This window comes from Paracoccus hibiscisoli, assembly GCF_005048265.1.
Taxonomy (GTDB): domain Bacteria; phylum Pseudomonadota; class Alphaproteobacteria; order Rhodobacterales; family Rhodobacteraceae; genus Paracoccus; species Paracoccus hibiscisoli.
The window spans coordinates 1-25,776 of sequence record NZ_SUNH01000032.1; the positions used below are offsets into that span (position 1 = coordinate 1).

Genomic DNA, 25,776 nt, shown 5'->3' on the forward strand with positions numbered 1-25,776 from the left:
GGACCAAGAGGTCCGACAGGTTGACCAGCTTGCCCACCGCGCGCCTGCGCTCCAGCCGCCCGGCGCCGTCCACCGTGGCGACCCCGGCGCTGTCATAGCCCCGATACTCCAGCCGCCGCAGCGCATCGACCAGCTGAGGCGAAACCTCGTGACGACCCAATATCCCGATAATGCCGCACATCAGCGGGCCTCCTTTTTCAGACGCAGGGCGGCCATCAGGCGCAGGGCCAGGCCGGGCTTGGTGGCCTGCCGGGCGCGGCCGATGGCCAGGGCGCCGTCGGGGATGTCCTCGGTGATGACCGATCCGGACCCGGTCATCGCATCCGCGCCTACGCGGACAGGCGCCACCAGCATCGTGTCGCTGCCGATGAAGGCGCGCGCGCCGATCGTGGTACGGTGCTTGGACACGCCGTCATAGTTGCAGGTGATGGTGCCCGCGCCGATATTCGTGTGTTCCCCCACATGGGCGTCGCCCAGATAGGTCAGGTGGCCGACCTTGACGCCTTCGTCCAGGACGGCGTTCTTGATCTCGACAAAGTTGCCGACATGCACGTCCGTGCCCAGTTCGGCGCCGGGGCGCAGGCGGGCAAAGGGACCGACGGTCGCGCCCTCGCTGACATGGCAGCCCTCCAAGTGGCAGAAGGGCAGGATCTCGGCCCCCGATTCCACCGTCACGCCGGGGCCGAAGACGACGTTCGGCCCGATCACCGCATCGCGGCCGATGACCGTGTCCAGCGCCAGAAAGACGCTGCCCGGGTCGGTCAGGGTCACGCCGTCCTCCATCAGGCGCGCGCGGGCGCGGGCCTGGAACGCGGCCTCGGCGGCTGCCAGCTCGATGCGGGTGTTGATGCCCAGGGTCTCGGCCTCGGGGCAGATCACCACATCGGCACGGCGGCCCTCGGCGCGGGCCAGGGCGACCAGGTCGGTCAGATAGTATTCGCCCGACGCGTTCTGGTTGGACAGCCCCGCGATCAGACGGCGCAGCAGGTCGGCGGACAGCGCCATGACGCCGGAATTGCACAGCGCGATGTCGCGGGTGGCGGCATCGGCGTCCTTCCATTCGACGATCCGCTCCAACCCGCGATCGGTGACGACCAGCCGGCCATAGCGGCCCGGCTCCTCGGCCTCGAAACCCAGCACGACCAGATCGGCGGGATGGGCGGCCAGTTCGGCCAGGGTCTCCTCGGCGATGAAGGGGGTGTCGCCGTAAAGGACGATCACGCGGCCCTCGAACCCCTCCAGCGCGGGCAGGGCCTGGCGGACGGCGTGGCCGGTGCCCAGCTGTTCGGCCTGCAGGACGCAGGCGGCGTCCGGGTCCAGCCGCGCGACGGCTGCGGTGACGGCCTGCGTGCCGTGGCCGGTGACCACGACGATCTGTTCCGGCTCCAGGCTGCGGGCGGCGCGCAGGGCGTGGCCCACCAGCGGCACGCCGCCCAAGCGGTGCAGGACCTTGGGCAGGTCGGACTGCATCCGGCTGCCCTGACCCGCCGCCAGAATCACCACCCCCACCGCGTTTTCGCTCATGTCCCGCCCCATCGTCTGTTTGCTTTTCATCAAGGGCGTTCTAATCGGGGCAGGGCGCGCTGGAAAGGTCCGGCGCGGTCACCTTTGTTTTCCGAATATGTCCGAAGGGGATGGCGCATGGCTGGAACGGTGGTCTTCGATCTGGACGGGACATTGGCGGATACGTCGGGCGACCTGGTGGCGGCGGCGAATGCCTGTTTCCGGGCGCGGGGTCTGGGCGACCTGCTTGACCCGGTGGTGGATGCGCTGATCGCGTTTCATGGCGGACGGGCGATGCTGCGGGCGGGATACGGGCGGATGCCGTCGGACCGGCTGCTGCCGCCGGGCGCCGAGGATGAGGATTTCGACCGCCTGCTGGGCCATTACGGGGACGCCATCGCGGTGCATACGCGGCTGTATCCGGGGGTCGAGGCGGCGCTGGACCGGCTGGCCGCGGACGGGCATCTGCTGGCCGTCTGCACCAACAAGCCCGAGGCCCTGGCCGAGACGCTGCTGCGCGAGCTGGGCATCCGCGACCGCTTTGGCGCGATGATCGGCGCCGACACGCTGCCGGTGCGCAAGCCCGATCCGCGGCCCTATCGCGCCGCGGTCGAGGCGGCGGGCGGTCAGGTCGGACAGTCGTTCCTGGTGGGCGATACCGAGACGGACCGCAAGACCGCCGCTGCGGCGGGGGTCAGGGTCGCGCTGGTCGCCTTTGGCCCGGAGGGCGAGGCGTTGTCGCGCCTGGCGCCCGAGGTCATGCTGGCGCATTTCGACGAGTTGCCGGGCATCGCGCGGGATTGGCTGGGATAGGGGGCGGACCCCCGATCCCGGTCGTGGACCGCGCGGGCCTTATTCGGCCTCGTTCGCGGGTTTGGCGTTCAGATGGCCGTAATTCTGTTCGCCGATGGTGTCGAACAGGTGGATCTGCGTCTCGAGGAAGTCGATATGGCCCTCCTCATCGGCGATCAGTTCCTCGAACAGGACCTTGCTGACATAGTCGCCGACGCTGTCGCAGTGATCGCGCGCCTCGATATACAGGGTGCGGGCGTCATGTTCGGCGGCCAGGTCGCTGTCCAGCGTCTCGCGCAGGGTCTGGCCGATGCGCAGCGGGTCCAGTTTCTGCAGATTCGGATGGCCTTCCAGAAAGATGATCCGCTGGATCAGCTTGTCGGCGTGGTTCATCTCCTCGATGGATTCCTCGCGCGACTTGGCGGCGATGCGGCCGAAACCCCAGTCCTCTTGCAGGCGGTAATGCAGCCAGTACTGGCTGACCGCCGTCAGTTCAGACCGCAGTGCGGCGTTCAGATATTCGATGACTTTGGCGTCGCCCTTCATGGCTGGCTTCCTTTTCGTGAATGGGTCGGGTCCGCAGGATCGGCGGGGCGACACCCACCCTATCGCAGCCGCGCATGGTGTCCAGAAAGAGCGGCATGCAACCGCCGCAATCGGCCCGCTTGCCAAGCGCGTGATAGATCTTGCCGGGGGTGATGATGGTCTGGGGGTCCGCCGTGCGCATCCAGTCGATGGCGGCGCGGATGTCGTGATCCGAGATCTGGGTGCAATGGCAGACGATCATGGCGGGCCTCCTGTCGGGCGGAAATTGACCGATTCCGTCAGGCTTGTAAAGTCCGATGCTTTTGCTTGGTCTTCACGACGCCTTGACGGAAACGCGCGGGCACCGCACAAGCCCGGCCATGAAGCTGACCGATTTCGATTTCGACCTGCCCGAGGGGCTGATCGCCACCCGTCCCGCACGCCCGCGCAGCGCGGCGCGCCTGCTGCTGGCCGAGGGCGGCACCATCGCCGACCGCCATGTGGGCGACCTGCCGCAGATCCTGCGGCCGGGCGATCTGCTGGTGCTGAACGACACCAAGGTGATCCCCGCCCGCCTGACCGGCACCCGCGCGCGTCAGACGCCGCAGGGCGAGGCCGTCGCGCGCATCGAGATCACCCTGCTGGAACCCGCGGCCGACGGCTGGCAGGCGCTGGCCAAGCCGCTGCGCAAGCTGCGCGTGGGCGAGGTGATCCGCTTTGGCGACGCCCTGACCGCCGAGGTGGCCGAGATGTCCGCGACCGGCCTGCGGCTGATCTTTGACGCGACCGGAGAGGCGTTCGACGCGGCGCTGCAACAGGTCGGCGCGATGCCGCTGCCGCCCTATATCGCGGCGCTGCGGGCACCGGACGACCAGGATCGCGACGATTACCAGACGGTCTGGGCCGCGCATCAGGGGGCCGTGGCCGCCCCCACCGCCAGCCTGCATTTCGACGCCCCCCTGCTGGAGGCGCTGGCCGCGCGCGGGGTCGAATTCGTGCATGTCACCCTGCATGTGGGGGCGGGGACGTTCCTGCCGGTCAAGGTCGATGACGTGACCACCCACCGCATGCATGCCGAATGGGGCGAGGTCACGCCCGAGGCCGCCGCCGCCATCAACCGCGCCAAGGCCGAGGGGCGGCGTGTCATTCCGGTCGGCACCACCGCGCTGCGGCTGATCGAATCGGCCGCGCCGGAACCGGGACGCATCGCGCCGTTCCGCGGCACGACCGACATCTTCATCTATCCCGGTCATCACTTCCGCGTCACGGACGGGCTGATGACCAATTTCCACCTGCCGAAATCGACGCTTCTGATGCTGGTCTCGGCGCTGATGGGGGCGGAAAAGATCCGGGAAATCTATGGACATGCGGTCCGGGACGGGTATCGTTTCTTCAGCTATGGCGACGCGTCGCTGCTGATCCCCTGAGGTCGCATTCCGGCTGGCATCGGGGGGCCGTCGGGCATAGGTCGGGCGCTCTGCCCCGATGCCCCTGAACGAGACGAGACCCGCGATGATTTCGGTGTTGCGCACCACCTGGCCCCTGCTGCTTGGCATCCTGCTGCTGATGGTGGGCAATGGCATGCAGGGCACGCTGCTGGGCATCCGCGGCGGCATCGAGGGCATCCCGACCTTCCAGATGTCGGTCGTCATCACCAGCTATTACGGCGGGTTCCTGCTGGGCAGCCTGACGGTGCCCGATCTGATCAAGAACGTGGGCCATGTGCGGGTCTTTGCGGCGCTCGGGTCGCTGATCTCGGCGGTGCTGGTCCTCTTCGCGGTCGAGCCGCACTGGATCAGCTGGACCTTGCTGCGGTTCCTGATCGGATTCTGTTTCTGCGGCGTCTATGTCACCGCCGAAAGCTGGCTGAACGCGGGCTCGACCAATGAGAACCGGGGCCAGACCCTGTCGCTCTATATGATCGTGCAGCTCTTGGGCATCGTCGTGGCGCAGGCGCTGCTGAACGTCAGCGATCCGGCGGGGTATCTGCTGTTCATCATTCCGTCGGTGCTGGTGTCGCTGGCCTTCACGCCGATCCTGCTGTCGGCCCAGCCCGCGCCGCAGTTCCAGACCATCAAGCGGATGTCGTTCCGCCGCCTGTATCGGGCGTCCCCCTTGGGATGCGTGGGCATCTTCCTGATCGGGGGGGTATTCGCGGTCCTGTCGGGCATGTCGTCGGTCTGGGGCGCGCAGATCGGGCTGTCGGTGGCGCAGATCAGCCTGTTCGTGGCCGCGATCTATGCGGGCGGCCTGGTGCTGCAATATCCGATCGGCTGGATCTCGGACCGCTATGACCGGCGCAAGCTGGTGCTGGGCATGTCGGCCATCGGGGGGCTGTGCGGGCTGGTCGTGGTCGCGGCGCAGCCGGGCACGGTAGGGCTGGTCATCGCGGGGGCGATCATGGGGGGCGTGGCCAATCCGGTCTATGCACTGCTGCTGGCCTATACGAACGACTATCTGGACCAGTCGGACATGGCCTCGGCATCGGCGGGGCTGTTGTTCATCTATGGCATCGGCAGCATGGGCGGGCCGATGATCACCGGCTGGATGATGGGCGTGATGGGGCCGGACGGCTACTGGGTCTATATGGGCGTGCTGCTGGCCCTGCTGACCGGCTATGCCGGATGGCGCACCACGCAGCGCCGTGCGCTGACGCCCGACGAACAGGGCAGCTTTGCCGTCATCACCCCCAACGCCACGCCCCTGGCCGTCGACGCGGTGCTGGAGGAGGCGCAATCCGACGACCCCCAGCAGCAGACGGCGTCCTGACCGCCCGCTTGCCGCGTTGGGGCAAATGGTTTAACGCTGAACTATAATTCATCAGCGGGGGACCGGATGGCCCAGAATTTCGACGTGGTGGTGATCGGCGCAGGCCCGGGTGGTTATGTCGCCGCGATCCGGGCAGCGCAGCTGGGCCTCAAGGTGGCCTGCATCGAGCGTGAGCATCTGGGCGGCATCTGCCTGAACTGGGGCTGCATCCCGACGAAGGCGATGCTGCGCTCTGCCGAGGTCTATCACCTGATGCACCGCGCCAAGGATTTCGGCTTGAAGGCCGACGGCATCGGCTATGACCTGGACGCGGTGGTGAAGCGGTCGCGCGGCGTCGCCAAGCAGTTGTCGGGCGGCATCGGGCATCTGTTCAAGAAGAACAAGGTCACCGTCATCATGGGCGAGGCCAGGCTGGAAGGGCCGGGCCGCGTCACCGTCAAGACCGACAAGGGCTCGGAGGAGGTCACCGCGAAATCCATCGTGCTGGCCACCGGCGCGCGGGCGCGCGAGCTGCCGGGGCTGGAGCCGGACGGCAAGCTGGTCTGGAACTACAAGCACGCGCTGGTGCCGCCGCATATGCCCAAGAAGCTGCTGGTCATCGGGTCGGGCGCCATCGGCATCGAATTCGCCAGCTTCTTCAACACGCTTGGTGCCAAGACGACCGTGGTCGAGGTCATGGACCGCGTCCTGCCCGTCGAGGATGCCGAGATCAGCGCCTTCGCCAAGAAGCAGTTCGTCAAGCAGGGCATGACGATCATGGAAAAGGCCGCGGTGAAAAAGCTGGACCGCAAGGGCGACACCGTCACCGCCCATATCGAGGTCGGCGGCAAGACCGAGACGCATGAGTTCGATACCGTCATCTCGGCCGTGGGAATCGTCGGCAACACCGAAGGGCTGGGCCTTGAGGAGGCGGGGATCACCGTCGACCGCACCCATGTCATCACAGACGAATATTGCCGCACTGGGGTCGAGGGCGTCTATGCCATAGGCGATCTGGCCGGCGCGCCCTGGCTGGCGCACAAGGCCAGCCACGAGGGCGTCATGGTGGCCGAGCTGATCGCGGGCAAGCATCCCCATCCGATCAAGCCGGGCAGCATCGCGGGTTGCACCTATTGCCACCCCCAGATCGCATCCGTCGGCCTGACCGAGGCCAAGGCCAAGGAGCAGGGGCTGGACATCAAGGTCGGGCGCTTCCCCTTCATGGGCAACGGCAAGGCCATCGCCCTGGGCGAGCCCGAGGGCATGGTCAAGACCATCTTCGACGCCAAGACCGGAGAGCTGCTGGGCGCCCACATGGTCGGCGCCGAGGTGACCGAGCTGATCCAGGGCTATGTCATCGGCCGCCAGCTGGAGACGACCGAGCAGGACCTGATGGAGACGGTCTTCCCGCACCCGACCCTGTCCGAGATGATGCACGAGGCGGTTCTGGACGCCTATGGGCGCGCCATCCACTTCTGAGCGGCACGACAGCGCGACGATACGGGGGGCCTTTGTGCCCCCCGTTTTGCGTCAATCGACCGGGGTCAGGGTGGTGATGCCGGTGGCGGCGGCCCGCGCCAGATCGGGGTCCAGCGACATGCCGACATATTCGCCGCGCCGCCACAGGCCCGCCAGATCGTCGTAATGGCGCGACAGCGGATGCCCCGACTGCCCGGTCGAGGTGATGAAGACCGAGCTGTCGGGATCGGCTAGGTCGATCACGCTGCGGAAACCCGCGCCGGTCGCGGCCTGGAAGGGCTGCGGCCCGCTGCCCGTCATGCCGCTGCGGGCCACGGTGAACTCCTCTCCCGAGATGGACTGGGTGATGTTCATGATCCAGCCCAGAGCGGGCAGCGCGCCCAGACCGGGGTGGCGGTGCTTGGCCTGATGCGCGTCGCCCCACCGCCAGCTGGCCACGTCCGATCCATAGCGCGCCGACAGGTCCAGAATGGCGCGGTCCAGCGACTGGCGGGCGATGGTCGCGCAATCCTCGGTCGCGGCGGATTGGACGATGTCGCACCAGGCCGAGGCGCCGCCGCGGTTGCGGAACACCGCGTCGATGAAGCGGGGCTGCAGGTGCAGCAGGTCATCGGCCATCGGCCCCAGCTCGTCGCGGACCAGACGGTCCTGCAGGGCGTCCATCCAGGCGGTGTAGATCAGCGGTTCGGGCAGATGCTCGTTCATGGCGCCGTCCCATTCCGCCAGCAGGGTCAGCGCGTCCTGGCGCTGGCGTTCGGGCGTGCCGGGGGCGGCGGGGTCGCCGGTGAACCACAGGTTCGCCCCCACCAGCGGCAGCAGCGCGCGCGCCGCCGGGCTGACGATGTCCAGCTGCGCCGCGATGAAGCTGTCGCGGGAATGCACCTCTCGGTCGCCCAGCAGGTAGGACAGGCGGTCGCGGCGCAGCCCGTCGCTGGCATCCTCGGTCGCCAGGGCCAGGCCCGCCTCGGGGCGCTGCGCCTCGCCCGCAAGGGCGGTGGCCCCGGTCCAGGCGGTCTGCGGCAGCCAGCCGGGCGCGGGCAGGGCGCCCGCCGTCGGATGGTCGGGCGCGCGCTGCGGCGCGGCCCCGGCGGACAGGCGCGTCACCGCCTCGGCATCGGCCAGGGTCACGTCCAGCGCCGGCGCGACCACGCCCCTCAGCGCGCGGGTGGCCTGCGCGCTGTCCTGCGCGCGCATCAGCCCCATCAGCGCCGACATGGTCCCGTCCTGGCGCGACAGGCCCGTCCAGCGCAGGGCAGGCACATGGCCGATGGGCACGACGTCGCGCAGCCCGGGGTCCAGGCCCGGCACGACAGGACCGTTCTGGGTGTCGCGCAGGGTGATGGTCTGCGAGGGCGCATCCAGCACGCGGATCACTTCGGTCCGGGTCTGGAAGGCGGTCCAGCCCTGCGGGCCGCGATAGCGGTCGGGATTGCCCGGCTGGACCTCTTCGATGGCGATGTCGGCCACGTCCAGGTCCAGCGGCGTCAGCGCCCAGGACAGCGACGGGTTGCGCCCCGACAGGACCAAGGGCATCCCCGGAACCGTGGCGCCGATCACCCCGCCCGAAGCCAGCTCCAGCCGGGCCAGGTAGAACAGCGAGGGCACCGTCAGCCCCACATGCAGGTCGTTGGCCAGCAGAGAGGCCCCCGCCGCCGTCCGCTGCGGTTCCGCGCCGAAGGCGTTGCCGCCAAGCGCCTGACCCGGCCGCAGGAAGCCCAGGGGGTCGTGTGCGGCCTGCATGTCGCGCCGCCGGTCGGGCGTGCCAAGCCGCGCGCCCGGAAACAGAGTGGCGTAATCGGGCAGGTCGTCGGGCACGTCGGCGCGGTCCAGGATGCGCATGCCGTCCTGGGGCCAGGCCAGGGCCAGGCGGGCGCGCAGGATCTCTTCGGTGGCGGCATCGGTGCTGGCGGCGGCCAGCAGTTTCAGGATGGCCAGCGAATCGGCGGGCTGCCAGAAGGTGATGACATCGGGAAACAGAAAGAATTCGGGCGCGCCGCGGCCCATCGCGCCGGCATTCACGATGCCGATCCATTGGTTCACGCCATCCGCATAGGCCTGCAGCGCGGCGCGGGTGGGCGCGTCCTGCACCTCCAGCGATGCCTGGGCCGCACGGTGCAGACCCAGCCTGCGCGCCAGATCGTCGACCGGCAGGGCGCGCGGGCCGTGGATTTCCGCCAACCGGCCCTGGGCCGCGCGGCGCAGCACGGTCATCTGGAACAGCCGGTCCTGCGCATGGGCCAGGCCCAGGGCAAAGAACACGTCGGGGTCGGTCCGGCCAAAGATATGGGGCACGTTCTCGGTCGAGCGGACGATCTCGACCGGGGCGGTGATGCCCTCCACCCGGTAGGTGGCACCGTAATCGGGCAGCGAGCGCACGGCGAAATACCAGACCAGCACCGCCGACAGCACCAGAAGCACGATCAGGCCGATGGTCAGCCGCAAGAGCCAGCGAAACAATGTCAGCATTCTGGGGGCCGGTCCTTGGGGTGCGCGCGGCACGGGTTGACCCTGCCGCGCATGGGTGGTGGTGTGGCTGCATAGGACAGGCGCGCGGGCATTTCAACGCATCCCCACGCGCGATCAGGACATCCCGAGGAGAGTTGAATGGCGAAGGTGGCGTTTCTGGGTCTGGGCGTGATAGGGTTTCCGATGGCGGGCCATCTGGCGGCGGCGGGCCATCAGGTGACGGTCTATAACCGCAGCGGCGCCAAGGCCGAGGCTTGGGTCGCGCGTCACGGCGGCGCCCATGCGCCCACACCGCGCCAGGCGGCGGAGGGGGCCGATCTGGTCCTGTGCTGCGTGGGCAATGACGACGATCTGCGCCAGGTCTGTCTGGGCCCGGACGGCGCCTTTGCCGGTATGGCGCGGGGCGCGGTGCTGGTCGATCATACGACCGTCTCGGCGCAGGTCACGCGCGAGCTGGCGCAGGTCGCGGCCCAATCGGGCTTGGGCTATGTCGATGCGCCCGTGTCCGGCGGGCAGGCGGGGGCCGAGAACGGCCAGCTGTCGGTCATGTGCGGCGGCACGCAGGCGGATTTCGACCGCGCCGCCCCGGTGATCGACGCCTATGCCAAGATCTGTCGGCGGATGGGCGAGGTCGGCGCCGGTCAGATGACCAAGATGTGCAACCAGATCGCCATTGCCGGGTTGGTCCAGGGGCTGGCGGAATCGCTGGCCTTTGCACGCAAGGCGGGACTGGATGTGACCGATGTCGTCGAGGTGATCAGCCAGGGGGCCGCTGGCAGTTGGCAGATGGTGAACCGCCATGCGACGATGGATCGGGGAGAGTTCGAACACGGTTTTGCGGTCGACTGGATGCGCAAGGATCTGGCGATCTGCCTGCAGGCCGCCGATCAGTTGGGCGCGGTGCTGCCGGTGACGGCCCTGGTCGACCAGTTCTACAAGGACGTGCAGCTGATGGGTGGCGGACGATGGGATACGTCTTCGCTGATCGCGCGTCTGCCCCGTTGAGGCGGCGCGTGATCATGATCTGCGGGTTCCGGAATTGCGGGCCTCGCGCGGCGGTGCCGGTTGCGCCCGCATGTTACTGACGAAAGGATTCGGCCATGTCGAACCACAGCTTTGCCGGAACGATCGAATTCGAGATCACCGGCGTGAATGCCCGCGAGGCGGTCGGAGAGATGACCGTGACCGATGACGTGCGCAACCCTTTTGGGACCGTCCATGCGGGCGCGCTGATCTGGTTCGCCGATGTCGTGGCCACCAACCTGGTCCTGGGCGGAGAGCAGCCCGAGGAGGGGATGGACAGCTTTCCCGTCGCCGTGACGCTGAACGCGCAACTGCTGGCGAACCGGCAGGAGGGCGTGCTGACTGCGCGCGCCTCGTGGCTGCGGCGGGGGCGGCGGGTCTCGACCGTGCGCACGCAGGTCACCGATGCGGGGGACGCGATCCTGCTGGATCTGACCTCGACCCATGTGACGGCGCGCTGACCCTGCGGCAGCCGCGATGCTGACGGGTTGAAACGCCCCGCAATCCCGCCATCATGGCCCCCGACGAAGGAGGAGACGTCATGGACGGCCTGATGATGCACCGCCCGCTGCTGCAAAGTGGGCTTCTGGATTTTGCGGCCGAAGGGTTCCCCGCGGCCGAGATCGTGTCCCGCCGGGTGGAGGGCGACCTGCACCGTCAGGGCTGGGCCGCGACCCGCGCCCGCGCCGTGCAGCTGTCCCTGGCGCTGGAGGAGATGGGCGTGGCCCCTGGCGACCGTGTGGCCACGCTGGCCTGGAACGGCCACCGGCACCTGGAGATCTATCACGCGGTTCCGGCCATCGGCGCGGTCTGCCACACGATCAACCCGCGCCTGTCGGCCGAGCAGATGGTGTTCATCGCGCATCATGCGGGCGACCGGATGCTGTTCGTGGACCTGACCTTCGTGCCGCTGCTGGAGGCGCTGCGCGAGCGCCTGCCGCCGATGCGCTATGTCGTGATGACCGATGCGGCGCATATGCCCGACAGGGCGCTGGACGCGCTGTGCTATGAGGATCTGCTGGCGGGCCGGGCCACAGACCGGACCTGGCCCGATTTCCCGGAAACCACCGCATCGGGGCTGTGCTATACCTCGGGGACGACGGGCGACCCCAAGGGGGTGCTGTATTCGCACCGCTCGAACATACTGCATGCGCTGGCGACGGCGGCGGTGCTGGGCCCCGATCTGGGGCCGCAGCCGCGCATCCTGCCGGTCGTGCCGCTGTTTCACGTCAATGCTTGGGGCCTGCCCTTCACCGCGCCGCTGATCGGGGCCAGCCTGATCATGCCCGGCCCCGCGCTGGACGGCGCCAGCCTGTGGGACCTGTGCGAGGCCGAGGCCGTGGACAGCGCCTGGGGCGTGCCCACCATCTGGCAGGGTCTGATGGCCGAGATCCAGGCCCGCGGCGCCAAGCCCCGCGCCCTGCGCCACATCGTCGTCGGCGGCAGCGCCATGCCGCGCAGCCTGACCGAGGCCTTCGAGCGCATGGGCATCGACGTGAACCACGCCTGGGGCATGACCGAGACGTCGCCTTTGGGCAGCCAGGGGTCGCTGACGCCGGTGCAGCGCGCGTTGCCCTTTGATCAGCGCATGGCGCTGAAGCGGGCGCAGGGGCGGCGGGTCTTTGGCGTCGAGATGAAGATCGTGGACGATGCCGGGCAGCGCCAGCCCCATGACGGCCAGGCGATGGGAGAGCTGTTCGTGCGCGGCAATACGGTCGCCGCGGGCTATCACGACAATGCCGACGCGACCACGCGCGCCGTGGATGCGGAGGGGTGGTTCGGCACCGGCGACATCGCCTCGATCAGCGCCGAGGGCGTGCTGACGCTGCGCGACCGGGCCAAGGACCTGATCAAGTCGGGCGGCGAGTGGATCAGCTCGATCGACGTCGAGAACCTGGCCCTGACCCATCCCGATGTCGCCCAATGCGCGGTCATCGCGCTGCCCCATCCGAAATGGGACGAGCGCCCGCTGCTGGTGGTCAAGCCGCGCGGCGATGCCCGCCCGACGCTGGAGGATGTCTGCGCCGTCCTGCGCCCGCATCTGGCCAGCTGGCAGTTGCCCGACGACATCGTGTTTGTCGAGGAGATGCCGCTGACCGCGACCGGCAAGATCAGCAAGCTGACCCTGAGAGAGCGGTTCGCGGATCACGTCCTTCCCGATCTGCGCTAGCGCAGCGTCTCCAGAAAGGCGCGCTGCCCGTCCGGGATCGGGACCGGGCGGCGCGTGTCGCGGTCCAGCGTAACGGTCACGAAATGCGCCAGCGCCGCGGGGCTGGGGGCCGAGCCGTCGAACATGGCCATGTCGAACCGCGCCGAGCTGCGCCCCAGATGCGTGACCGCCACCCCGATCCGCAGCGTGGCGGGCCAGGACAGTTCGACCAGATAGCGGCAGCCATTCTCGACCACGACCAGCAGCGGGGCGTCGGGCGCCAGGAAGCCCTGTCCCGACAGGGTCAGGGTCATCGCCTCGTCGAACAGCTCCAGATAGGTGGCGTTGTAGATATGGCCGTATTGGTCATTGTCCCGCCAACGGGTCGGGATGGTCTGAAAGACGGGATAGGCGCTGCGGTCGGGCATCGTGTCTCCGGTCTGGCAGGGGGCAGGATTCAGGCGTTGGCCAGCACGAACAGGCGCAGGGCGGTGGCCAGGCCGATCTCGGGCGGGCGGGCGTGGTCGATGCGCCCGATCAGCGCCGCGCGGGTCAGGTCGCGGGCGGCGGCCTGGGTCGCCAGCGCCTTCCAGAACGCGTCCTCCAGCGAGACCGAGGTGCGATGCCCGTCGATGGTCACCGACCGCTTGAGCGGCGGCGTCATGGGGGGCAGCTCGATCATTCGGTGGGTGGGTCCTGGTTGGGCGGGTCCTGACGGTGGGCGTCTAGGACGCGGGCGGCGCGGTCCTGTTCGGCCTGGCGGGCATCGCGCAGGGTTTTGGCCTCGCCATGGATCGCGGCATTGGTATCGCCCTGCGCGCGGAGAGCGTCTCGGGCGCGGGACTTGCGGGCCTGGCGCAGGTTGATGATGCGGGTCATGGCGGTCCGTGAAACGACAAGGGGCGCGCCACTGTGGCGCGCCCCCCGGCCTTGGGTCAAGGGGGTCAGCCCTTGGGGCTGATCATGTCCTCGGGGCGCACGACGCGGTCGAAGGTCTCGCCATCGACAAAGCCCAGGGCGATGGCCTCCTCGCGCAGGGTGGTGCCGTTCTTGTGCGCGGTCTTGGCGACCTTGGTCGCGTTGTCATAGCCGATGGTCGGCGCCAGCGCCGTCACCAGCATCAGTGATTCCCGCATCAGCTGGTGGATGCGCTTGACGTTGGCCTGCGTGCCCACGACCATGTTGTCGGTGAAGCTGCTGGCCGCATCGCCCAGAAGCTGCATGGACTGCAGCACGTTATAGGACATCATCGGGTTGTAGACGTTCAGCTCGAAATGCCCCTGCGATCCGGCAAAGCCAACAGCGGCGTCATTGCCCATGACATGCGCGCAGACCATGGTCAGTGCCTCGGCCTGGGTGGGGTTCACCTTGCCCGGCATGATGGACGATCCGGGCTCGTTCTCAGGCAGGATCAGCTCGCCCAGACCGGAACGCGGGCCGGACCCCAGCAGGCGCATGTCGTTGGCGATCTTGAACAGCGACCCGGCCACCGTTTTCAGCGCGCCCGAGAACATGACCATCGCGTCATGGGCGGCCAGCGCCTCGAACTTGTTGGGCGCGGTGACAAAGGGCAGGTCGGTGATCTTGGCGATTTCCGCTGCAATCGCCGTGTCCCAGCCCACCTTGGTGTTCAGCCCGGTGCCCACGGCGGTGCCGCCCTGCGCCAGCTCATAGATGTCGGGCAGGCAGGCGCGGACCCGTTCGATCCCCTTGCGGACCTGATGGGCATAGCCGCCGAATTCCTGGCCAAGCGTCAGGGGCGTCGCATCCTGGGTGTGGGTGCGGCCAATCTTGATGATGTCCTTGAACTCGGCCGATTTGGCCTCCAGCGCGGCGGCCAGCTTCTCCAGACCCGGCAGCAGCACGTCGCGGGCCAGCATGCCGATGGCCACATGCATCGCGGTCGGGAAGGTGTCGTTCGACGACTGACCCATATTGCAGTGATCGTTGGGATGGACGGGCTTTTTCGAGCCCATCTCGCCGCCCATGATCTCGATCGCGCGGTTGCTGATCACCTCATTGGCGTTCATGTTCGACTGGGTGCCGGACCCGGTCTGCCAGACGACCAGCGGAAAGTTGTCGTCAAATCGGCCCTGGAACACCTCGGTCGCGGCCTGTTCCATCGCCTCGGCCAGATCGGCGGGCAGGTCGCCATTGGCGCGGTTCACCCGTGCGGCGGCCAGCTTGATCGCGCCCAAGGCGCGGATGATCGGGACCGGCTGACGCTCCCAGCCAATCGGGAAGTTGATGATCGAACGCTGCGTCTGCGCGCCCCAGTATTTGGAGGCGTCAACCTCCAGCGGGCCGAAGCTGTCGGTTTCGGTGCGGGTCTTGGTCATCGGGTCGCTCCCTCACGGTTTCGTGCCGGGTTTAGCGGGAAGGGCGCGCGGGCGCAATTCGTATGCGACGGTATGCCGTCGCTAACATCAGGCGTCGATGGCCCGGATCGCCGCGCGCAGGGCGGCATGGTCGGCATCGGGCAGCGGCAGGACGGGACGCTGCGGAACCGCCTCGGTCAGGTCCATCAGGCGCGCGGCCGCATGGATCACCCGCAGGCTGCCGTAACGGCGAAACAGCGCCCAGAGCGGCTGGAACCGCTCCTCCGCCAGGCGCGTGCCCGTGACGTCACCCGCGCCGGCCGCGCAGGACAGGGTCAGCGTGGCATCGGGCCACAGCCCCGCGGCGACGCTGAACCAGGCATCGGCGTGATCCAGCAGGGCCCGGGCGCAGCCCCAATCCCCGCTATAGCCGATCACGAAGCCTGGCGGCAGCAGGGGGCGCAGGGCCGCGATCTCGGTCGCGATGTCGCCTGATGCGGGCAGGGGCATCTTGACCCCCGCCACATGCGGCAACGCCGCCAGCCGCGCCAGCAGGGCATGGTCCAACGTCACATGGGTGGTGGTCGGGTTGTTGTAGATGACCAGCGGCAGCTGGCCCGCCTCGGCCACGTGGCGGAAATGGGCGACGATCTCATCCGGGGTCAGCGGCTGATAGGCAACCGGGGCCAGCAGCAGGCCCTGGGCTCCGGCCTCGCGCGCGTCGCGAGCCAGGGCTGCGGCATCGTCGCTGCGCAGCGCGCCGACGCCCACGATGACGGGAACGCGGCCGCCCGCCGCCTCCAGGGCGATGCGGGTCGCGCGGCGGCGCTGATCCAGGGACAGATAGGCATAATTGCCGGTGCTCCCCAGGACCCCGATGGAGTCGACCCGGGCCCGGGCGATGCGGGCGACGATGCGGCGCAGGTCGGCCTCGATCACCGTGCCGTCAGGGGTGGCCGGGGTGATCGGAAAGGCGCACAGCCCGCGCAGCAGGTCCACGGCCTATTTCCGCCAGCGGTCCAGACGCACGACATCAGCCCCGCCCGAGGGCGGCTTGTCGTCGCCGTCATCCTCGGCGTCCAGCTGATATTCCGCATCGGCCTCCTCGTCCTCGTCGCCATCCTCGTCGCCGTCCTGCGTCTCGAAGCGGAGACCGAATTCGACCGAGGGGTCCACGAAGGTGCGTAGCGCGTCGAAGGGGATCTTCAGCGGCTCAGGCTGATTGCCGAAATTCAGCGTGATGGTGAAATGGTCGGCCTGGATCGTCAGGTTGTCGAACCAGTGCTGGATGACGATGGTCATCTCCTCTGGATAGCGATCGCGTAGCCAGGCGGCCATCTCGACCCCGTCGTCGCGGGTGTCGAAGGTGATGAAAAAGTGGTGGTCGCCGGGCAGGCCCTCGCGGGCGATCTGACGCAGAACCTCTGCGATCAGCCCCTGCATCGCGCGATGCATCATCCCGCCGTAATCCAGACCTGATCGCGCCATGACGTCACCTTTCCTGCACGCGGCCAAGCATAGGGATATGGCCGCGGATGAAAAGGGGGGCCGAGGGCGAAATCGCCCGCTCCCGTCCGGACTGCCGCCCGCGGGCAGCCGGGCCGTCCATCGCCAGGTAACGCCCGCCCCCGCCCGATAGAGGGCGGGTGATCGGGCAGGCCGGGTCATCCGCCGGCATGGCCCCACAGGTCGTCCTGCGGGTCGTGGTCGGGCACCCGGGTTTCCCCCGTCAGCCGCAGCGATTGCGCCCGAAGGTCCAGCGCCGAGCCGGCCCCCGATGGGTCGAACGGCTGGTCGGGCGGGGTCTGCTGGGCCACCAGGGCCAGAAACACCGACAGCCCCTCGACCTCCTGTCGCAGCAGGTCGGCCACCTGTAGCGATTGCGCGGAGCCGTCCGTGACCTCCAGCATCGCGCCAAGCGCCTCGTCGATCTGCGCAAGGGCCACGGCGATCCGCCTGGCCTCGACCGAGGCGCGGTCCAGCGCGTCGCGCAGCGACCCCTGGACCTCCGGTTCGGTATGCTGCCGCAAAGCGCTCATTGCAGCTTGCCCGTGACCGATTCGATGCACTTCAGCAGCGCCTCCTTGGTGAAGGGCTTGGCGATGAAGTTGTTCATGCCCGCCCGCTGGCCGCGTTCGATCATCTCGCGCGTCGCGGTGCCGGTGATCAGGATGAAGCCGATGCGCTGCGTGCTGGGGTTCTGGCGCAGCGCCTCCAGCAGCATCAGCCCGTCCATGCCCGGCATGTTGTAATCCGAGATGACCAGATGCACCGGCGCCGCGGCAAGCCTGCGAAACGCGGTCTCTCCGTTCGCCTCGTACTGGACGTTGACCAGGCCCGCCCAGTCCAGCGCCTGCTCGATCAGCGAGCGGCTGATGGTCATGTCGTCCACCACCATCACATGAAGGTTCGATTTCTGTGCCATGTTTGTCCCTTTCACGTCCTGGCAGGAGCCGGCGTCGCATTGCGCCGGTATTGGGTGGTGCCCGTCGCCTGGAACAGCGCCGCAGCGGGGCCGTCCAGGCGTTCGGAATGTCCGATGAACAGCGCGCCCCCTTCGTTGAGCGCCGCCGCGAAGCGCGACCAGAGCCGCTGCCGGGCGGCACTGTCGAAATAGATCGCGGTGTTGCGGCAGAAGATCACGTCGAACTTGCCCGAAAAGGGCCAGTCGTCATGCAGATTCAGTTCGCCAAAGCGCATCACGCGCTTGAGATCGGTCTTGGCGTCATAGCCGTCGCCCTGTGGCTGGAAATACCGTTTCACCCGCGGCGCGCCGACAGGGGTCACGGCCTCGGCCGAGAAATGACCCCGGCGCGAACGTTCAACCATCTCGGGGTCGATATCGGTCGCCAGGATCAGGGTGTCGTGATTGGCCGCATCGGGAAACGCGTCCAGCAGGGTCATGGCCATGGAGTAGGGTTCCTCGCCCGAGGACGACGCCGCTGACCACAGGCGCAACCGGCGGCCCGCCCGCGCCTGCGTGATCATTGCGGGCAGGACATCCTGGCCCAGGCTCTGGAAATGATGGCCCTCGCGAAAGAAGGCGGTGACATTGGTGGTGATGGCCGACAGCAGGTGCCGGCGCTCCTCGGGGCCGTCGCCGCTGTCCAGCCTGTCGCAATAGGCGCCGTAATCGGGCAGGGCCAGAACCCGCAGGCGGCGGTTCAGGCGGGCCATCAGCAGGCTGCGCTTGGATTCCGACAGGATGATGCCGCTGTCCTGATGGACGATCGCGGCGATCTTGCGAAACTGCGCATCCGTCAGGACCGGCCCGGGGGGGGAGGCTGTGGCAGCTGCTCTCACGCTTCGACCCCGTGGGCAGCGGGCAGCAGCTGCGCCAGGTCGATCTTGCGCAGGATGCGACCGTCCTCCAGCGTGATCATGCCGACGATGAACTCGCGCGCCGGGTTCGACGCGATGTCGGGCACGGCCTGGATATGGTCCTCGTTGATCGGCAGGATGTCGGACACCAGATCCGCCAGCAGGCCCACGATCCGCCCGGCATGCATCGCGATGATGACGACGTGCCGATGCGACGGCGTGGCTGCCCCGAAACCAAGGCGGGCCGACAGGTCGACGACCGTCACCACGGAGCCGCGCAGGTTGATCACGCCTTTGACGTAATCGGGCGCGTGGGGCAGCATGGTCGTGGGCGTCCAGCCGCGGATTTCGCGGACCAGACCGATATCGATGCAAAAGTCCTGGTCGGCCAGCTTGAAGGCCACGACATCGCTTTTGCCGACAGAGTTATGCGAGATGGATTGCAGCATGCGTCACCCGTTCGATGCCATGGCGGCCATGCGGCGGCCCTGGTCGTTGGACATGGAGAGGAGGATTTCTTCGGGGTCGATGATCAGGGCGATCTTTCCATCGCCCAGGATCGTGGCGGCCGAGACACCCGGAACCCGGCCATAGTTCTGCTCCAGGCTCTTGATGACCACCTGACGCTGGTCAAAGATCGCATCCACCCGGAACGCGGCGCGCTTGCGGCTGTCTGTCTCGACCACGATCAGCACGCTGCTGTCGGGGCCGCCTTCGGGCTGGGTGACGCCGAAGCTGGCGCAGAGGTCGATGATGGGGATCAGCTCTCCGCGGTTGGACAGCAGCTGCGAGCCGTGGCCCACGCCGTGCAGCATCGAGCTTTCGGGGCGGAGGGTTTCCTGCACCGCCGTGATCGGCAGCACCATCGTCTGGTCGCCCAGCTGGATCAGCATCCCCTCGACCACCGCCAGGGTCAGCGGCAGCGCGATGGAGAACGTCGTGCCCTCGCCCTCGGTGGACTGGATCATCACGCGGCCGCCCAGGCCCATGATCTCGCGGCGGACGACGTCCAGTCCGACGCCGCGACCCGACAGGGCCGATACCTCGTCCTTGGAGGAGAAGCCGGGCAGGAACAGCAGCTGGTCGATCTCGGCGGGCGACAGGTTGGCGCCGGGGGCCACCAGCCCGCGATCCTCGGCGATCTGACGGACCTTGGCGCGGTTGATGCCGCCGCCGTCATCCGAGACCTCGATCTGGACGCGCCCGGACCGATGGGCGGCCGACAGGGTGATCGTGCCCTCTTGCGGCTTGCCGCGGCGTTGGCGCGTCACCGTATCCTCCAGCCCGTGATCGACCGAGTTGCGGATCATGTGGGTCAGCGGTTCGACCAGGCGTTCGATCATGGTCTTGTCGACCTCGGTCTGCTCGCCGATGGTGATCAGGCGGACGGGTTTGCCCGTCGCATCCGCCGCCTCGCGCAGGATGCGGTGCATGCGCTGGAACACCAGCTTGAGGGGCTGGGCGCGGATCGCCATCACGCTTTCCTGGATGTCGCTTGCCAGCTGGCGGATCGCGTCCAGGCCCGCGATGACGTCGGGCTGCTCGTGCATGCCGGCCGTCTGGATGACCTGGGACAGCATCGCCTCTTTGATGACCAGCTCACCGATCATGTTCATCAGGCGGTCGACCCGGTCCAGCGCGACCCGGATCGTCGGGGCCGCCTGGCCTGCATCGGACTGAGCGGCGGCGCGGGGGCCTGCCGCGGGTGCGGTCGAGGCCTCGTCCGGGGTCGTGGGTGGCGGAGGGGTCTGGACGGCCTCGGCCGGGGCCGGGTCGTGTTGCGCCGCGACCTCGGGCTCGGGTTCGTTTTCGGCAGGCGTGATTTCCGGGGCCGGGGCCGGGCGGATGGACAGCATGCAGCAGTCCTCGACGAATTCGAACACGCTCATGATGGCGGCCTCGTCGATGCCCTCCGGCATGCCGATCTCCCAGGCCAGGCTGGGCTGTTCGGGCGACCAATCCTCCAACGGCGCGACCGATTCGTCGTTCATCACAACGTCGCAATCGCCAAGCTTTCGCAGGCTGGCCAGCAGGGCCATCGGGTCGTTGCCGGACCGGTACAGCTGAAACCCCGGGGCCATCTGCACCAGCAGCCCCGCGCGCGCAGGCTCGGCCGTCGGCATGTCCAGGCCCAGGGGCGCGTCAAAGGACAGCGGGGCGCCGAAATCCAGAGTGATCGGGGTGAACTCGAACGCGGTATCTTCCTCGCCGTCCGAATCGATCAGGCCGTCCAGCTCGGTCATCAGACCGTCCACCTTGACCTCGTCAGGGTCCTGGCCCGACCGCGCGGTGCCCACCAGATCGGTCAGGCAGTCCGAGCAGCGATGCAGCAGCCCCATGATCAGGGGCGTGACCTCGATCTTGTCCGAGCGGACCAGATCCAGCACTGTCTCAAAGCGATGCGCAAAGGTCACCAGGGTGGTCAGGCCAAAGGCCGCCGCGCCGCCCTTGACCGAATGCACTGCGCGGAACACGGCGTGCACCGTTTCCTTGTCAAAGCCCGGCTGCTCCATCTGGCGCAAGCCATTGGCCAGAACCTCCAGCAGCTCGTCGCATTCGACGAAGAACATGTCGCGGAATTCGTCCATGTCTGCCATCTTTAGCGTCCCAATACCTTGTCGATGACGGCGATCAGACGCTCGTCCTCGAAGGGTTTCACGATCCAGCCGGTCGCCCCGGCACTGCGGGCGCGGGCCTTGAGATCGGCGCCGCTCTCGGTGGTCAGAACCAGGATCGGGACATCCGCATAGGCGCCGGTGGCGCGGACATTCTCGATCAGACCAAAGCCGTCCATGCGCGGCATGTTGATGTCGGTGATGATCAGGTGCGGATCGGCCTCGCTCAGCGCGCCGACCCCGTCGACGCCGTCAACGGCCAGAAACACGTCGAAGCCGGCATTGCGCAGTGCCTTTGACACAAGCGCGCGGATGGTGGGCGAATCATCGACCGCCAGGATACGGGTCGTCATGCGGGTCCCCCTGTTTGAATATGATCGACCGAGGCGCCGACAGCCTCGATCGCGGTCAGGAACGGCTCGGATGCATCCCGGACCGACAGCGTCTTGCCATCCGTCTGCCACTGCTTGCGGGCCGAGATCAGCATCTCGACCGCGAGGGTGCCCATACGCTGGACCCCTGACGCGTCCAGGACCGCATCTGCGCCCCGGTGATCCAGAAGGGTTCGGGCAAAGGCCGAGACGGCCTTGCGGTCGAACGTCTCGGGCAGGGGCAGGGCGTGCATGTGATCCACCTCTTGTTGTCATCGGCGTCCCAATGGCTAGCAGGCAACCCTTAAGGAAACATTGCCGGGCGGATAAATTTTCCGAACCTCAAGTCATTTGAAAGAAACGATTATTTAATACTTCTGCGGCAATCTGCGATCCACCTTACCAGGAGTTCTCATGTGTCGAACCCGGTCCTGCTGATCGCCGACCCGAACATATCCCGGCTGACCGCACTGCTGCGCAGATGCGAAGATCACCACGGGGTGACCGTGCTGGGCGCTGCGACGCCCGGCGAAGCCTATGTGCTGCTTGAATCGCACCTGCCACGGCGCGTCGCCGTCGCGGCCGAATTCGCCGAATCGATCGAGTTCGACGCGCTGGCGGACATCCTGACGATGATCGACGCCCAGGTGGTGATCTATGGTCAGATGCGCCGTCCTGCGGGGGGCTATCCGGTGCATTCCAGCCCCGAACAGATGCTGTCGCGCCTGTTTGGCGGCCTGCAACCTGGGCGGCCCGCTCCGGCCACCCCGCCGCGTGCGGCCGAGGCCGTGCAACCCTCGACGGACCCTGTCGGAGGCGTGATTCTGCTGGGGTCCTCCACGGGGGGGATCACCGCGCTGGAAACCGTGCTGGGATCGTTTCGCGTTGACTGCCCGCCGACGCTGATCGTGCAGCATATTCGCCCGGGCTTTGCCGACGGCCTGGTCCGACGCTTGGACCAGCTGCTGAAGCCGCGCGTAGTGGCGGCCGAGGACGGAGCACCGCTCCGCCGGGGGATGGTCTATCTGGCTGCGGCTGCCGATCGCCATCTGGGGTTCGTGCTGCGCGGCGGCCCCAAGATCCGGCTGATTCCGGGGGCGCCCGTTTCGGGGCATCGCCCCTCGGTCGACATGCTGTTCACGGATGGCGCGGCGCTGGCCGACCGGCTGGACGTGCGGGCGGCCCTGCTGACGGGCATGGGGGCCGACGGGGCGCAAGGCATGTGCGCGTTGCGCCGGGCGGGCGCGCATACCATCGCGCAGGATCGCGACAGTTCGGTCGTGTGGGGCATGCCCCGCGTGGCCATCGAAATGGGGGGCGCGACCGAGGTGCTGTCGCTGTCCCGGATCGGGCCGGCCCTTCTGTCCCGCGAGGCCGTCCGCCAGAGGAGGCTGTCATGATCCGTGAACCCGGAAGCACTGTCATTCATGTGGTCCAGGGCGAACACGCCATCAGCGATGTCCCCGACGTCGTTCTGACGACGGTCCTTGGGTCCTGCGTGTCGGCCTGCATCATGGACCCCGAGCGTCGGATCGGCGGGTTGAACCACTTTCTGCTGCCCGATGCCGGGCCGGGCGGTCCCGACATCCGCTATGCGGCCGCCGCGATGGAGGTCCTGGTCAACGGGCTGATGCGCCGTGGCGCAGTGCGCAGTCATCTGCGCGCCAAACTGTTCGGCGGCGCGCGGATGATGGCGGGCCTGCCCGATATCGGTCAGCGCAATGCCGACGCGGCGCGCCGCTTTCTGCAGGACGAAGGCATTCCCCTGATCGCCAGCGATCTCTGCGGCAGTCAGGCCCGACGCATCCGATTCTGGCCCACGATCGGGCGCGTTCAGTTGCACCTGCTGGGCGAGGCACGGGTGCCCGTCCGCGAACAGCCCATGCCGCAGCGGGGTGGCGATGTCGAACTGTTCTGACTTTTCTTTGTTTTCACGCGCAATCCCTGCCGTGAGCTTGATCCTTCCATCTGACCTGATCCCTTTTCGACAGGATCATGGTTGCCAAGAGGCGTTTTGGAGACTGACATCATGCTGAAAAATACAAGAGTCACGACCCAGGTCGCGGCCGGCTTCGGCCTGATCCTGCTGATGCTTCTGGCGTTGGCAGGGTTCGCCTGGAACCGGATGGACCGACTGCAAGCTATCGAAGCTGCGACGCGCGCCTCCGAGGAATTGTCTCGGATCGCGGCGCAGATCAACTTTGGCGTCGCAGAGGCTGAAATTGCCGTCAGGGACTTTACGGCCAGTGCCTCCGATGCGGACCGTCAGCGTGTCATCGCAAAGATGAACGACGTCCGCTCCATGGCCGAAACCGCACGGCAGATGGGCAGCCCTCATGCGGCAGGTTTGATCGCATTGAAGGACCAGCATATTCGCGAAGCCGAGGCGTCCTTCGATCTGTTTCAGCAGGTGACGACCACAAGTGTCGCGTTGCGCGATCTGGGGATCGAGCATCGGCGCAACCTAGAGCAGATTGAAAATCTGTTCGAGCAGCGCGGCGACCGAGAGGCGGCCTATATGGCGCTGCAAGCATCGAATGATTTTCTTGTGGCGCGCGTTCGGGTCGACCGGTTTCTGAACGGTGCTGATGTGTCCGATCTGGATTCGGCCACCGAGCCTTACGAAGCGGCCCGTCAGAATCTGGTCGAGCTGTCTCGCCGATCCATTACCGAAGAGATGCGGGCCTTGCTTGGTCAGACAGTGAACGGGATGGCCCAATATTGGGCTTATGCCAGCGAATTGCGTGGCCTTGAGCTGACCTCGCGCGATGCGATCGAAACACTGAGCCAGACCGAGTTGGCGGTTTTGGAGCAGGTGAACACCATGCGCACGGACGCTATGAGTGTCACGACTGGATTGTCGGCCGAGGCGGTAGGGGTTTTGCAGAGTACATCGACATCAATTCTTGCCGGCGTTGCCGTCGCCACGCTTATCGGCGCCTTGATTGCGGTGCTGTTGTCTCGCGATTTGGGCAACCGCTTGCGTATAGCGGTCGATCAGACTGGCCGGCTTGCAAGAGGTGAACTGGATGTCGACATCCAAGGGACCGAGGGCCGCAATGAGCTTTCTGAGATGGCACAAGCGTTGAGCATATTTAAGCGCAACGCCATCGAGGCCCGTCACCTGGCAGCCGAGGCGCGCCGCACCGAGGCCGAGGCCGCCGCTGCCAGGGAGGTCGAATCGCGCCAGCAGTCCCGCGTCGTCCGCGACATCGGGGCCGGGCTGACCCGTCTTGCGCAGGGCGATCTGACCGAGCAGATCCCCAACCCGCCCTCCGATCCCTTCCCGGCGGGCTATGACGGGCTGAGAGAGGCGTTCAACAGCGTCGTGGCCAACCTGACGGGCACCGTGGCACGGATCACCGATGTCGCCGATCAGGTCCGGGGCGGCGCAACCGAGATCACCTCGGCCGCGCAGGACCTGGCCAGCCGTGCGGAAACCCAGGCCGCGACGCTGGAGGAATCGGCTGCCGCGCTGAACGAGATGAACGCCAGCGTCCATTCCACCGCCGAACGCGCGCGGCATGCCGAGCAGGCCAGCCGCCAGAACCGTGATATCGCCGAGGCCAGTGCAGCCGTGGTGCGCGACGCCGTCACGGCGATGCGCGGCATCGAGGCCTCCTCGGATCAGATCACCCGGATCATCGGGGTGATCGACGACATCGCGTTCCAGACCAACCTGCTTGCGCTAAATGCGGGGGTCGAGGCCGCCCGCGCCGGAGAGGCAGGTCGCGGCTTTGCCGTCGTCGCATCCGAGGTCAGGGGCCTTGCGCAGCGTGCGTCCGATTCGGCCCGTGAGATCAAGTCGCTGATCTCGCAGTCGGCCACGCAGGTCAAGGCGGGGTCGGCTCTGGTCGGTCGGACCGGCGACAGCCTGGGTCAGATCCTGACCAAGGCGCATGAGGTGTCCGAGCAGATCACCGCGATTTCCTTGGCGGCAAACGAACAGTCGGTCGGTCTGGCCGAAGTCAATACCGGCGTGAACCAGCTGGACCAGGTGACCCAGCAGAACGCTGCAGTCGCCGAGCAGGCGAACGCCGCAGCCGCATCGCTGCAGCAGAGGGCCGAGGATCTTATCCGCGAAATTTCGGGCTTCCGAATTTCCGGCCGGACGGCGCGTGCGGAACTGTCCCGCCCCAAGATGGCCAGCCCCCTTCCCGTCGTCGAGCCCGTGCCTCTGCGCGTCGTGGGTGGCCGGTCGGAAGGGCAGATGTTCGAATTCTGATCGCATTGCGGACGGATATGCGAACGCCGCGCCGGTATCCCGGCGTGGCGTTTCGCGTTTCGATCATGGCGGGGCAGGTCCAAACCCGACCCTGCGATCCGGTAAGGCCGCCACCTAGGTCATGTTGACAAAAGGCGAACCCAGAGGCGGATAGACGTGATGTCGATGAAGCCCAGGAAGCTTTCAGCGGTTTTGTCGTAGCGTGTGGCGGCCCGGCGTGCGTTTTTCAGCTTGTTGAAGC

General features: G+C 67.5%; 28 protein-coding genes and 1 pseudogene. 10 read left to right on the plus strand and 19 right to left on the minus strand.

Annotated elements, in window-relative coordinates; genetic code table 11:
- Positions 1-181 (minus strand): hypothetical protein (locus FA740_RS16775; protein ID WP_136855898.1); only part of this gene is annotated, 181 nt, incomplete at its 3' end.
- Complete coding sequence (glmU, locus tag FA740_RS16780) at positions 181-1,524, minus strand: bifunctional UDP-N-acetylglucosamine diphosphorylase/glucosamine-1-phosphate N-acetyltransferase GlmU (RefSeq protein WP_136857960.1); 1,344 nt, start codon at positions 1,522-1,524, stop codon at positions 181-183. The genes glmU and FA740_RS16775, both read right to left, overlap by 1 nt.
- 117 nt (positions 1,525-1,641) lie before the next feature.
- On the opposite strand from glmU, the gene FA740_RS16785 reads away from it, so the two are divergent.
- Positions 1,642-2,316, plus strand: coding sequence for an HAD-IA family hydrolase (locus FA740_RS16785; RefSeq protein ID WP_136857961.1), 675 nt, complete (start codon positions 1,642-1,644; stop codon positions 2,314-2,316).
- A gap of 39 nt (positions 2,317-2,355) precedes the next feature.
- Here FA740_RS16785 and bfr read toward each other — a convergent pair whose 3' ends face one another.
- Entirely contained in the window at positions 2,356-2,841 is a 486-nt protein-coding gene (bfr, locus tag FA740_RS16790) for a bacterioferritin (RefSeq protein ID WP_136857962.1), read from the minus strand.
- Complete coding sequence (locus FA740_RS16795; protein WP_136857963.1) at positions 2,789-3,082, minus strand: (2Fe-2S)-binding protein; 294 nt, start codon at positions 3,080-3,082, stop codon at positions 2,789-2,791. The genes bfr and FA740_RS16795 overlap by 53 nt, the downstream gene beginning before the upstream one ends.
- A gap of 118 nt (positions 3,083-3,200) precedes the next feature.
- Between FA740_RS16795 and queA the strand changes: the two genes are divergently transcribed.
- The 3 genes from queA to lpdA all read left to right on the plus strand — a co-directional run bounded on the left by queA (position 3,201) and on the right by lpdA (position 7,047).
- Entirely contained in the window at positions 3,201-4,247 is a 1,047-nt protein-coding gene (gene queA / locus FA740_RS16800; RefSeq protein WP_136857964.1) for a tRNA preQ1(34) S-adenosylmethionine ribosyltransferase-isomerase QueA, read from the plus strand.
- An 85-nt stretch (positions 4,248-4,332) separates the two neighbouring features.
- A complete protein-coding gene (locus FA740_RS16805) occupies positions 4,333-5,589 on the plus strand; it encodes an MFS transporter (protein ID WP_136857965.1) in 1,257 nt (418 codons plus the stop codon).
- A gap of 66 nt (positions 5,590-5,655) precedes the next feature.
- Positions 5,656-7,047, plus strand: a complete 1,392-nt coding sequence (gene lpdA / locus FA740_RS16810) for a dihydrolipoyl dehydrogenase (protein WP_136857966.1) — start codon at positions 5,656-5,658, stop codon at positions 7,045-7,047.
- Positions 7,048-7,098: 51 nt separating this feature from the next.
- Here lpdA and FA740_RS16815 read toward each other — a convergent pair whose 3' ends face one another.
- Positions 7,099-9,513: a penicillin acylase family protein gene (locus FA740_RS16815; RefSeq protein ID WP_136857967.1), complete on the minus strand. Its 2,415-nt coding sequence runs from the start codon at positions 9,511-9,513 to the stop codon at positions 7,099-7,101.
- 138 nt (positions 9,514-9,651) lie between these two features.
- Here FA740_RS16815 and FA740_RS16820 point away from each other — a divergent pair, with 138 nt between their 5' ends.
- From FA740_RS16820 to FA740_RS16830, 3 genes are all read left to right on the plus strand, one after another.
- Positions 9,652-10,518: an NAD(P)-dependent oxidoreductase gene (locus tag FA740_RS16820; protein ID WP_136857968.1), complete on the plus strand. Its 867-nt coding sequence runs from the start codon at positions 9,652-9,654 to the stop codon at positions 10,516-10,518.
- 95 nt (positions 10,519-10,613) lie between these two features.
- Positions 10,614-10,997, plus strand: coding sequence for a PaaI family thioesterase (locus tag FA740_RS16825; RefSeq protein ID WP_136857969.1), 384 nt, complete (start codon positions 10,614-10,616; stop codon positions 10,995-10,997).
- 80 nt (positions 10,998-11,077) lie between these two features.
- The gene (locus FA740_RS16830) at positions 11,078-12,706 is read left to right on the plus strand and encodes a long-chain fatty acid--CoA ligase (protein WP_136857983.1); all 1,629 of its coding nucleotides are present in this window, start codon (positions 11,078-11,080) and stop codon (positions 12,704-12,706) included.
- On the opposite strand, the gene FA740_RS16835 is transcribed toward FA740_RS16830, so the two are convergent.
- The 13 genes from FA740_RS16835 to FA740_RS16895 all read right to left on the minus strand — a co-directional run bounded on the left by FA740_RS16835 (position 12,703) and on the right by FA740_RS16895 (position 21,564).
- A complete protein-coding gene (locus tag FA740_RS16835) occupies positions 12,703-13,113 on the minus strand; it encodes an acyl-CoA thioesterase (RefSeq protein ID WP_136857970.1) in 411 nt (136 codons plus the stop codon). The two genes, FA740_RS16830 and FA740_RS16835, sit on opposite strands and share 4 nt — an antisense overlap.
- Positions 13,114-13,142: 29 nt before the next feature.
- Positions 13,143-13,367 carry a ribbon-helix-helix domain-containing protein gene (locus FA740_RS16840; protein WP_136857971.1) on the minus strand — a complete coding sequence of 75 codons (225 nt, stop codon included), beginning with the start codon at positions 13,365-13,367 and terminating at the stop codon, positions 13,143-13,145.
- On the minus strand, positions 13,364-13,564 hold the full coding sequence (locus FA740_RS16845) for a DUF4169 family protein (RefSeq protein WP_136857972.1): 201 nt from the start codon (positions 13,562-13,564) through the stop codon (positions 13,364-13,366). Before FA740_RS16845 ends, FA740_RS16840 begins: the two co-directional genes overlap by 4 nt.
- Before the next feature lie 65 nt (positions 13,565-13,629).
- Entirely contained in the window at positions 13,630-15,024 is a 1,395-nt protein-coding gene (gene fumC, locus FA740_RS16850) for a class II fumarate hydratase (RefSeq protein ID WP_136857973.1), read from the minus strand.
- A gap of 87 nt (positions 15,025-15,111) precedes the next feature.
- A complete protein-coding gene (locus FA740_RS16855; protein ID WP_136857974.1) occupies positions 15,112-16,002 on the minus strand; it encodes a dihydrodipicolinate synthase family protein in 891 nt (296 codons plus the stop codon).
- Positions 16,003-16,005: 3 nt separating this feature from the next.
- Positions 16,006-16,491: an SspB family protein gene (locus FA740_RS16860; RefSeq protein WP_136857975.1), complete on the minus strand. Its 486-nt coding sequence runs from the start codon at positions 16,489-16,491 to the stop codon at positions 16,006-16,008.
- Positions 16,492-16,667: 176 nt separating this feature from the next.
- Entirely contained in the window at positions 16,668-17,042 is a 375-nt protein-coding gene (locus tag FA740_RS16865; RefSeq protein WP_136857976.1) for a hypothetical protein, read from the minus strand.
- Entirely contained in the window at positions 17,039-17,428 is a 390-nt protein-coding gene (locus FA740_RS16870) for a response regulator (RefSeq protein WP_136857977.1), read from the minus strand. Before FA740_RS16870 ends, FA740_RS16865 begins: the two co-directional genes overlap by 4 nt.
- A gap of 11 nt (positions 17,429-17,439) precedes the next feature.
- A complete protein-coding gene (locus FA740_RS16875) occupies positions 17,440-18,306 on the minus strand; it encodes a CheR family methyltransferase (RefSeq protein ID WP_246053694.1) in 867 nt (288 codons plus the stop codon).
- Positions 18,303-18,773 carry a chemotaxis protein CheW gene (locus FA740_RS16880; RefSeq protein WP_136857978.1) on the minus strand — a complete coding sequence of 157 codons (471 nt, stop codon included), beginning with the start codon at positions 18,771-18,773 and terminating at the stop codon, positions 18,303-18,305. Before FA740_RS16880 ends, FA740_RS16875 begins: the two co-directional genes overlap by 4 nt.
- Positions 18,774-18,776: 3 nt before the next feature.
- Positions 18,777-20,921, minus strand: a complete 2,145-nt coding sequence (locus FA740_RS16885; RefSeq protein WP_136857979.1) for a chemotaxis protein CheA — start codon at positions 20,919-20,921, stop codon at positions 18,777-18,779.
- 2 nt (positions 20,922-20,923) lie between these two features.
- Complete coding sequence (locus FA740_RS16890) at positions 20,924-21,292, minus strand: response regulator (protein WP_127898852.1); 369 nt, start codon at positions 21,290-21,292, stop codon at positions 20,924-20,926.
- The gene (locus FA740_RS16895; protein WP_136857980.1) at positions 21,289-21,564 is read right to left on the minus strand and encodes an STAS domain-containing protein; all 276 of its coding nucleotides are present in this window, start codon (positions 21,562-21,564) and stop codon (positions 21,289-21,291) included. Before FA740_RS16895 ends, FA740_RS16890 begins: the two co-directional genes overlap by 4 nt.
- 162 nt (positions 21,565-21,726) lie before the next feature.
- On the opposite strand from FA740_RS16895, the gene FA740_RS16900 reads away from it, so the two are divergent.
- The 3 genes from FA740_RS16900 (at position 21,727) to FA740_RS20180 (ending at position 25,535) form a co-directional block, all read left to right on the plus strand.
- Complete coding sequence (locus tag FA740_RS16900) at positions 21,727-22,710, plus strand: CheB methylesterase domain-containing protein (protein ID WP_136857981.1); 984 nt, start codon at positions 21,727-21,729, stop codon at positions 22,708-22,710.
- Positions 22,707-23,228 (plus strand): chemotaxis protein CheD, encoded by a 522-nt coding sequence (locus tag FA740_RS16905; RefSeq protein WP_136857982.1) that lies wholly within the window; start codon positions 22,707-22,709, stop codon positions 23,226-23,228. Before FA740_RS16900 ends, FA740_RS16905 begins: the two co-directional genes overlap by 4 nt.
- A gap of 111 nt (positions 23,229-23,339) precedes the next feature.
- Positions 23,340-25,535, plus strand: coding sequence for a methyl-accepting chemotaxis protein (locus FA740_RS20180; RefSeq protein ID WP_246053697.1), 2,196 nt, complete (start codon positions 23,340-23,342; stop codon positions 25,533-25,535).
- A 119-nt stretch (positions 25,536-25,654) separates the two neighbouring features.
- On the opposite strand, the pseudogene FA740_RS16915 reads toward FA740_RS20180, so the two are convergent.
- Positions 25,655-25,776: pseudogene (locus tag FA740_RS16915) on the minus strand (IS5/IS1182 family transposase); the annotation flags it as partial.

Excerpts from the sequence above, each read along its gene's own strand:
- glmU (WP_136857960.1), bottom strand. The coding sequence starts at position 1,524 with ATGAGCGAAAACGCGGTGGGGGTGGTGATTCTGGCGGCGGGTCAGGGC.
- FA740_RS16785 (WP_136857961.1), top strand. The coding sequence starts at position 1,642 with ATGGCTGGAACGGTGGTCTTCGATCTGGACGGGACATTGGCGGATACG.
- bfr (WP_136857962.1), bottom strand. The coding sequence starts at position 2,841 with ATGAAGGGCGACGCCAAAGTCATCGAATATCTGAACGCCGCACTGCGG.
- FA740_RS16795 (WP_136857963.1), bottom strand. The coding sequence starts at position 3,082 with ATGATCGTCTGCCATTGCACCCAGATCTCGGATCACGACATCCGCGCC.
- queA (WP_136857964.1), top strand. The coding sequence starts at position 3,201 with ATGAAGCTGACCGATTTCGATTTCGACCTGCCCGAGGGGCTGATCGCC.
- FA740_RS16805 (WP_136857965.1), top strand. The coding sequence starts at position 4,333 with ATGATTTCGGTGTTGCGCACCACCTGGCCCCTGCTGCTTGGCATCCTG.
- lpdA (WP_136857966.1), top strand. The coding sequence starts at position 5,656 with ATGGCCCAGAATTTCGACGTGGTGGTGATCGGCGCAGGCCCGGGTGGT.
- FA740_RS16815 (WP_136857967.1), bottom strand. The coding sequence starts at position 9,513 with ATGCTGACATTGTTTCGCTGGCTCTTGCGGCTGACCATCGGCCTGATC.
- FA740_RS16820 (WP_136857968.1), top strand. The coding sequence starts at position 9,652 with ATGGCGAAGGTGGCGTTTCTGGGTCTGGGCGTGATAGGGTTTCCGATG.
- FA740_RS16825 (WP_136857969.1), top strand. The coding sequence starts at position 10,614 with ATGTCGAACCACAGCTTTGCCGGAACGATCGAATTCGAGATCACCGGC.
- FA740_RS16830 (WP_136857983.1), top strand. The coding sequence starts at position 11,078 with ATGGACGGCCTGATGATGCACCGCCCGCTGCTGCAAAGTGGGCTTCTG.
- FA740_RS16835 (WP_136857970.1), bottom strand. The coding sequence starts at position 13,113 with ATGCCCGACCGCAGCGCCTATCCCGTCTTTCAGACCATCCCGACCCGT.
- FA740_RS16840 (WP_136857971.1), bottom strand. The coding sequence starts at position 13,367 with ATGATCGAGCTGCCCCCCATGACGCCGCCGCTCAAGCGGTCGGTGACC.
- FA740_RS16845 (WP_136857972.1), bottom strand. The coding sequence starts at position 13,564 with ATGACCCGCATCATCAACCTGCGCCAGGCCCGCAAGTCCCGCGCCCGA.
- fumC (WP_136857973.1), bottom strand. The coding sequence starts at position 15,024 with ATGACCAAGACCCGCACCGAAACCGACAGCTTCGGCCCGCTGGAGGTT.
- FA740_RS16860 (WP_136857975.1), bottom strand. The coding sequence starts at position 16,491 with ATGGCGCGATCAGGTCTGGATTACGGCGGGATGATGCATCGCGCGATG.
- FA740_RS16865 (WP_136857976.1), bottom strand. The coding sequence starts at position 17,042 with ATGAGCGCTTTGCGGCAGCATACCGAACCGGAGGTCCAGGGGTCGCTG.
- FA740_RS16870 (WP_136857977.1), bottom strand. The coding sequence starts at position 17,428 with ATGGCACAGAAATCGAACCTTCATGTGATGGTGGTGGACGACATGACC.
- FA740_RS16880 (WP_136857978.1), bottom strand. The coding sequence starts at position 18,773 with ATGCTGCAATCCATCTCGCATAACTCTGTCGGCAAAAGCGATGTCGTG.
- FA740_RS16885 (WP_136857979.1), bottom strand. The coding sequence starts at position 20,921 with ATGGCAGACATGGACGAATTCCGCGACATGTTCTTCGTCGAATGCGAC.
- FA740_RS16890 (WP_127898852.1), bottom strand. The coding sequence starts at position 21,292 with ATGACGACCCGTATCCTGGCGGTCGATGATTCGCCCACCATCCGCGCG.
- FA740_RS16895 (WP_136857980.1), bottom strand. The coding sequence starts at position 21,564 with ATGCACGCCCTGCCCCTGCCCGAGACGTTCGACCGCAAGGCCGTCTCG.
- FA740_RS16905 (WP_136857982.1), top strand. The coding sequence starts at position 22,707 with ATGATCCGTGAACCCGGAAGCACTGTCATTCATGTGGTCCAGGGCGAA.
- FA740_RS20180 (WP_246053697.1), top strand. The coding sequence starts at position 23,340 with ATGCTGAAAAATACAAGAGTCACGACCCAGGTCGCGGCCGGCTTCGGC.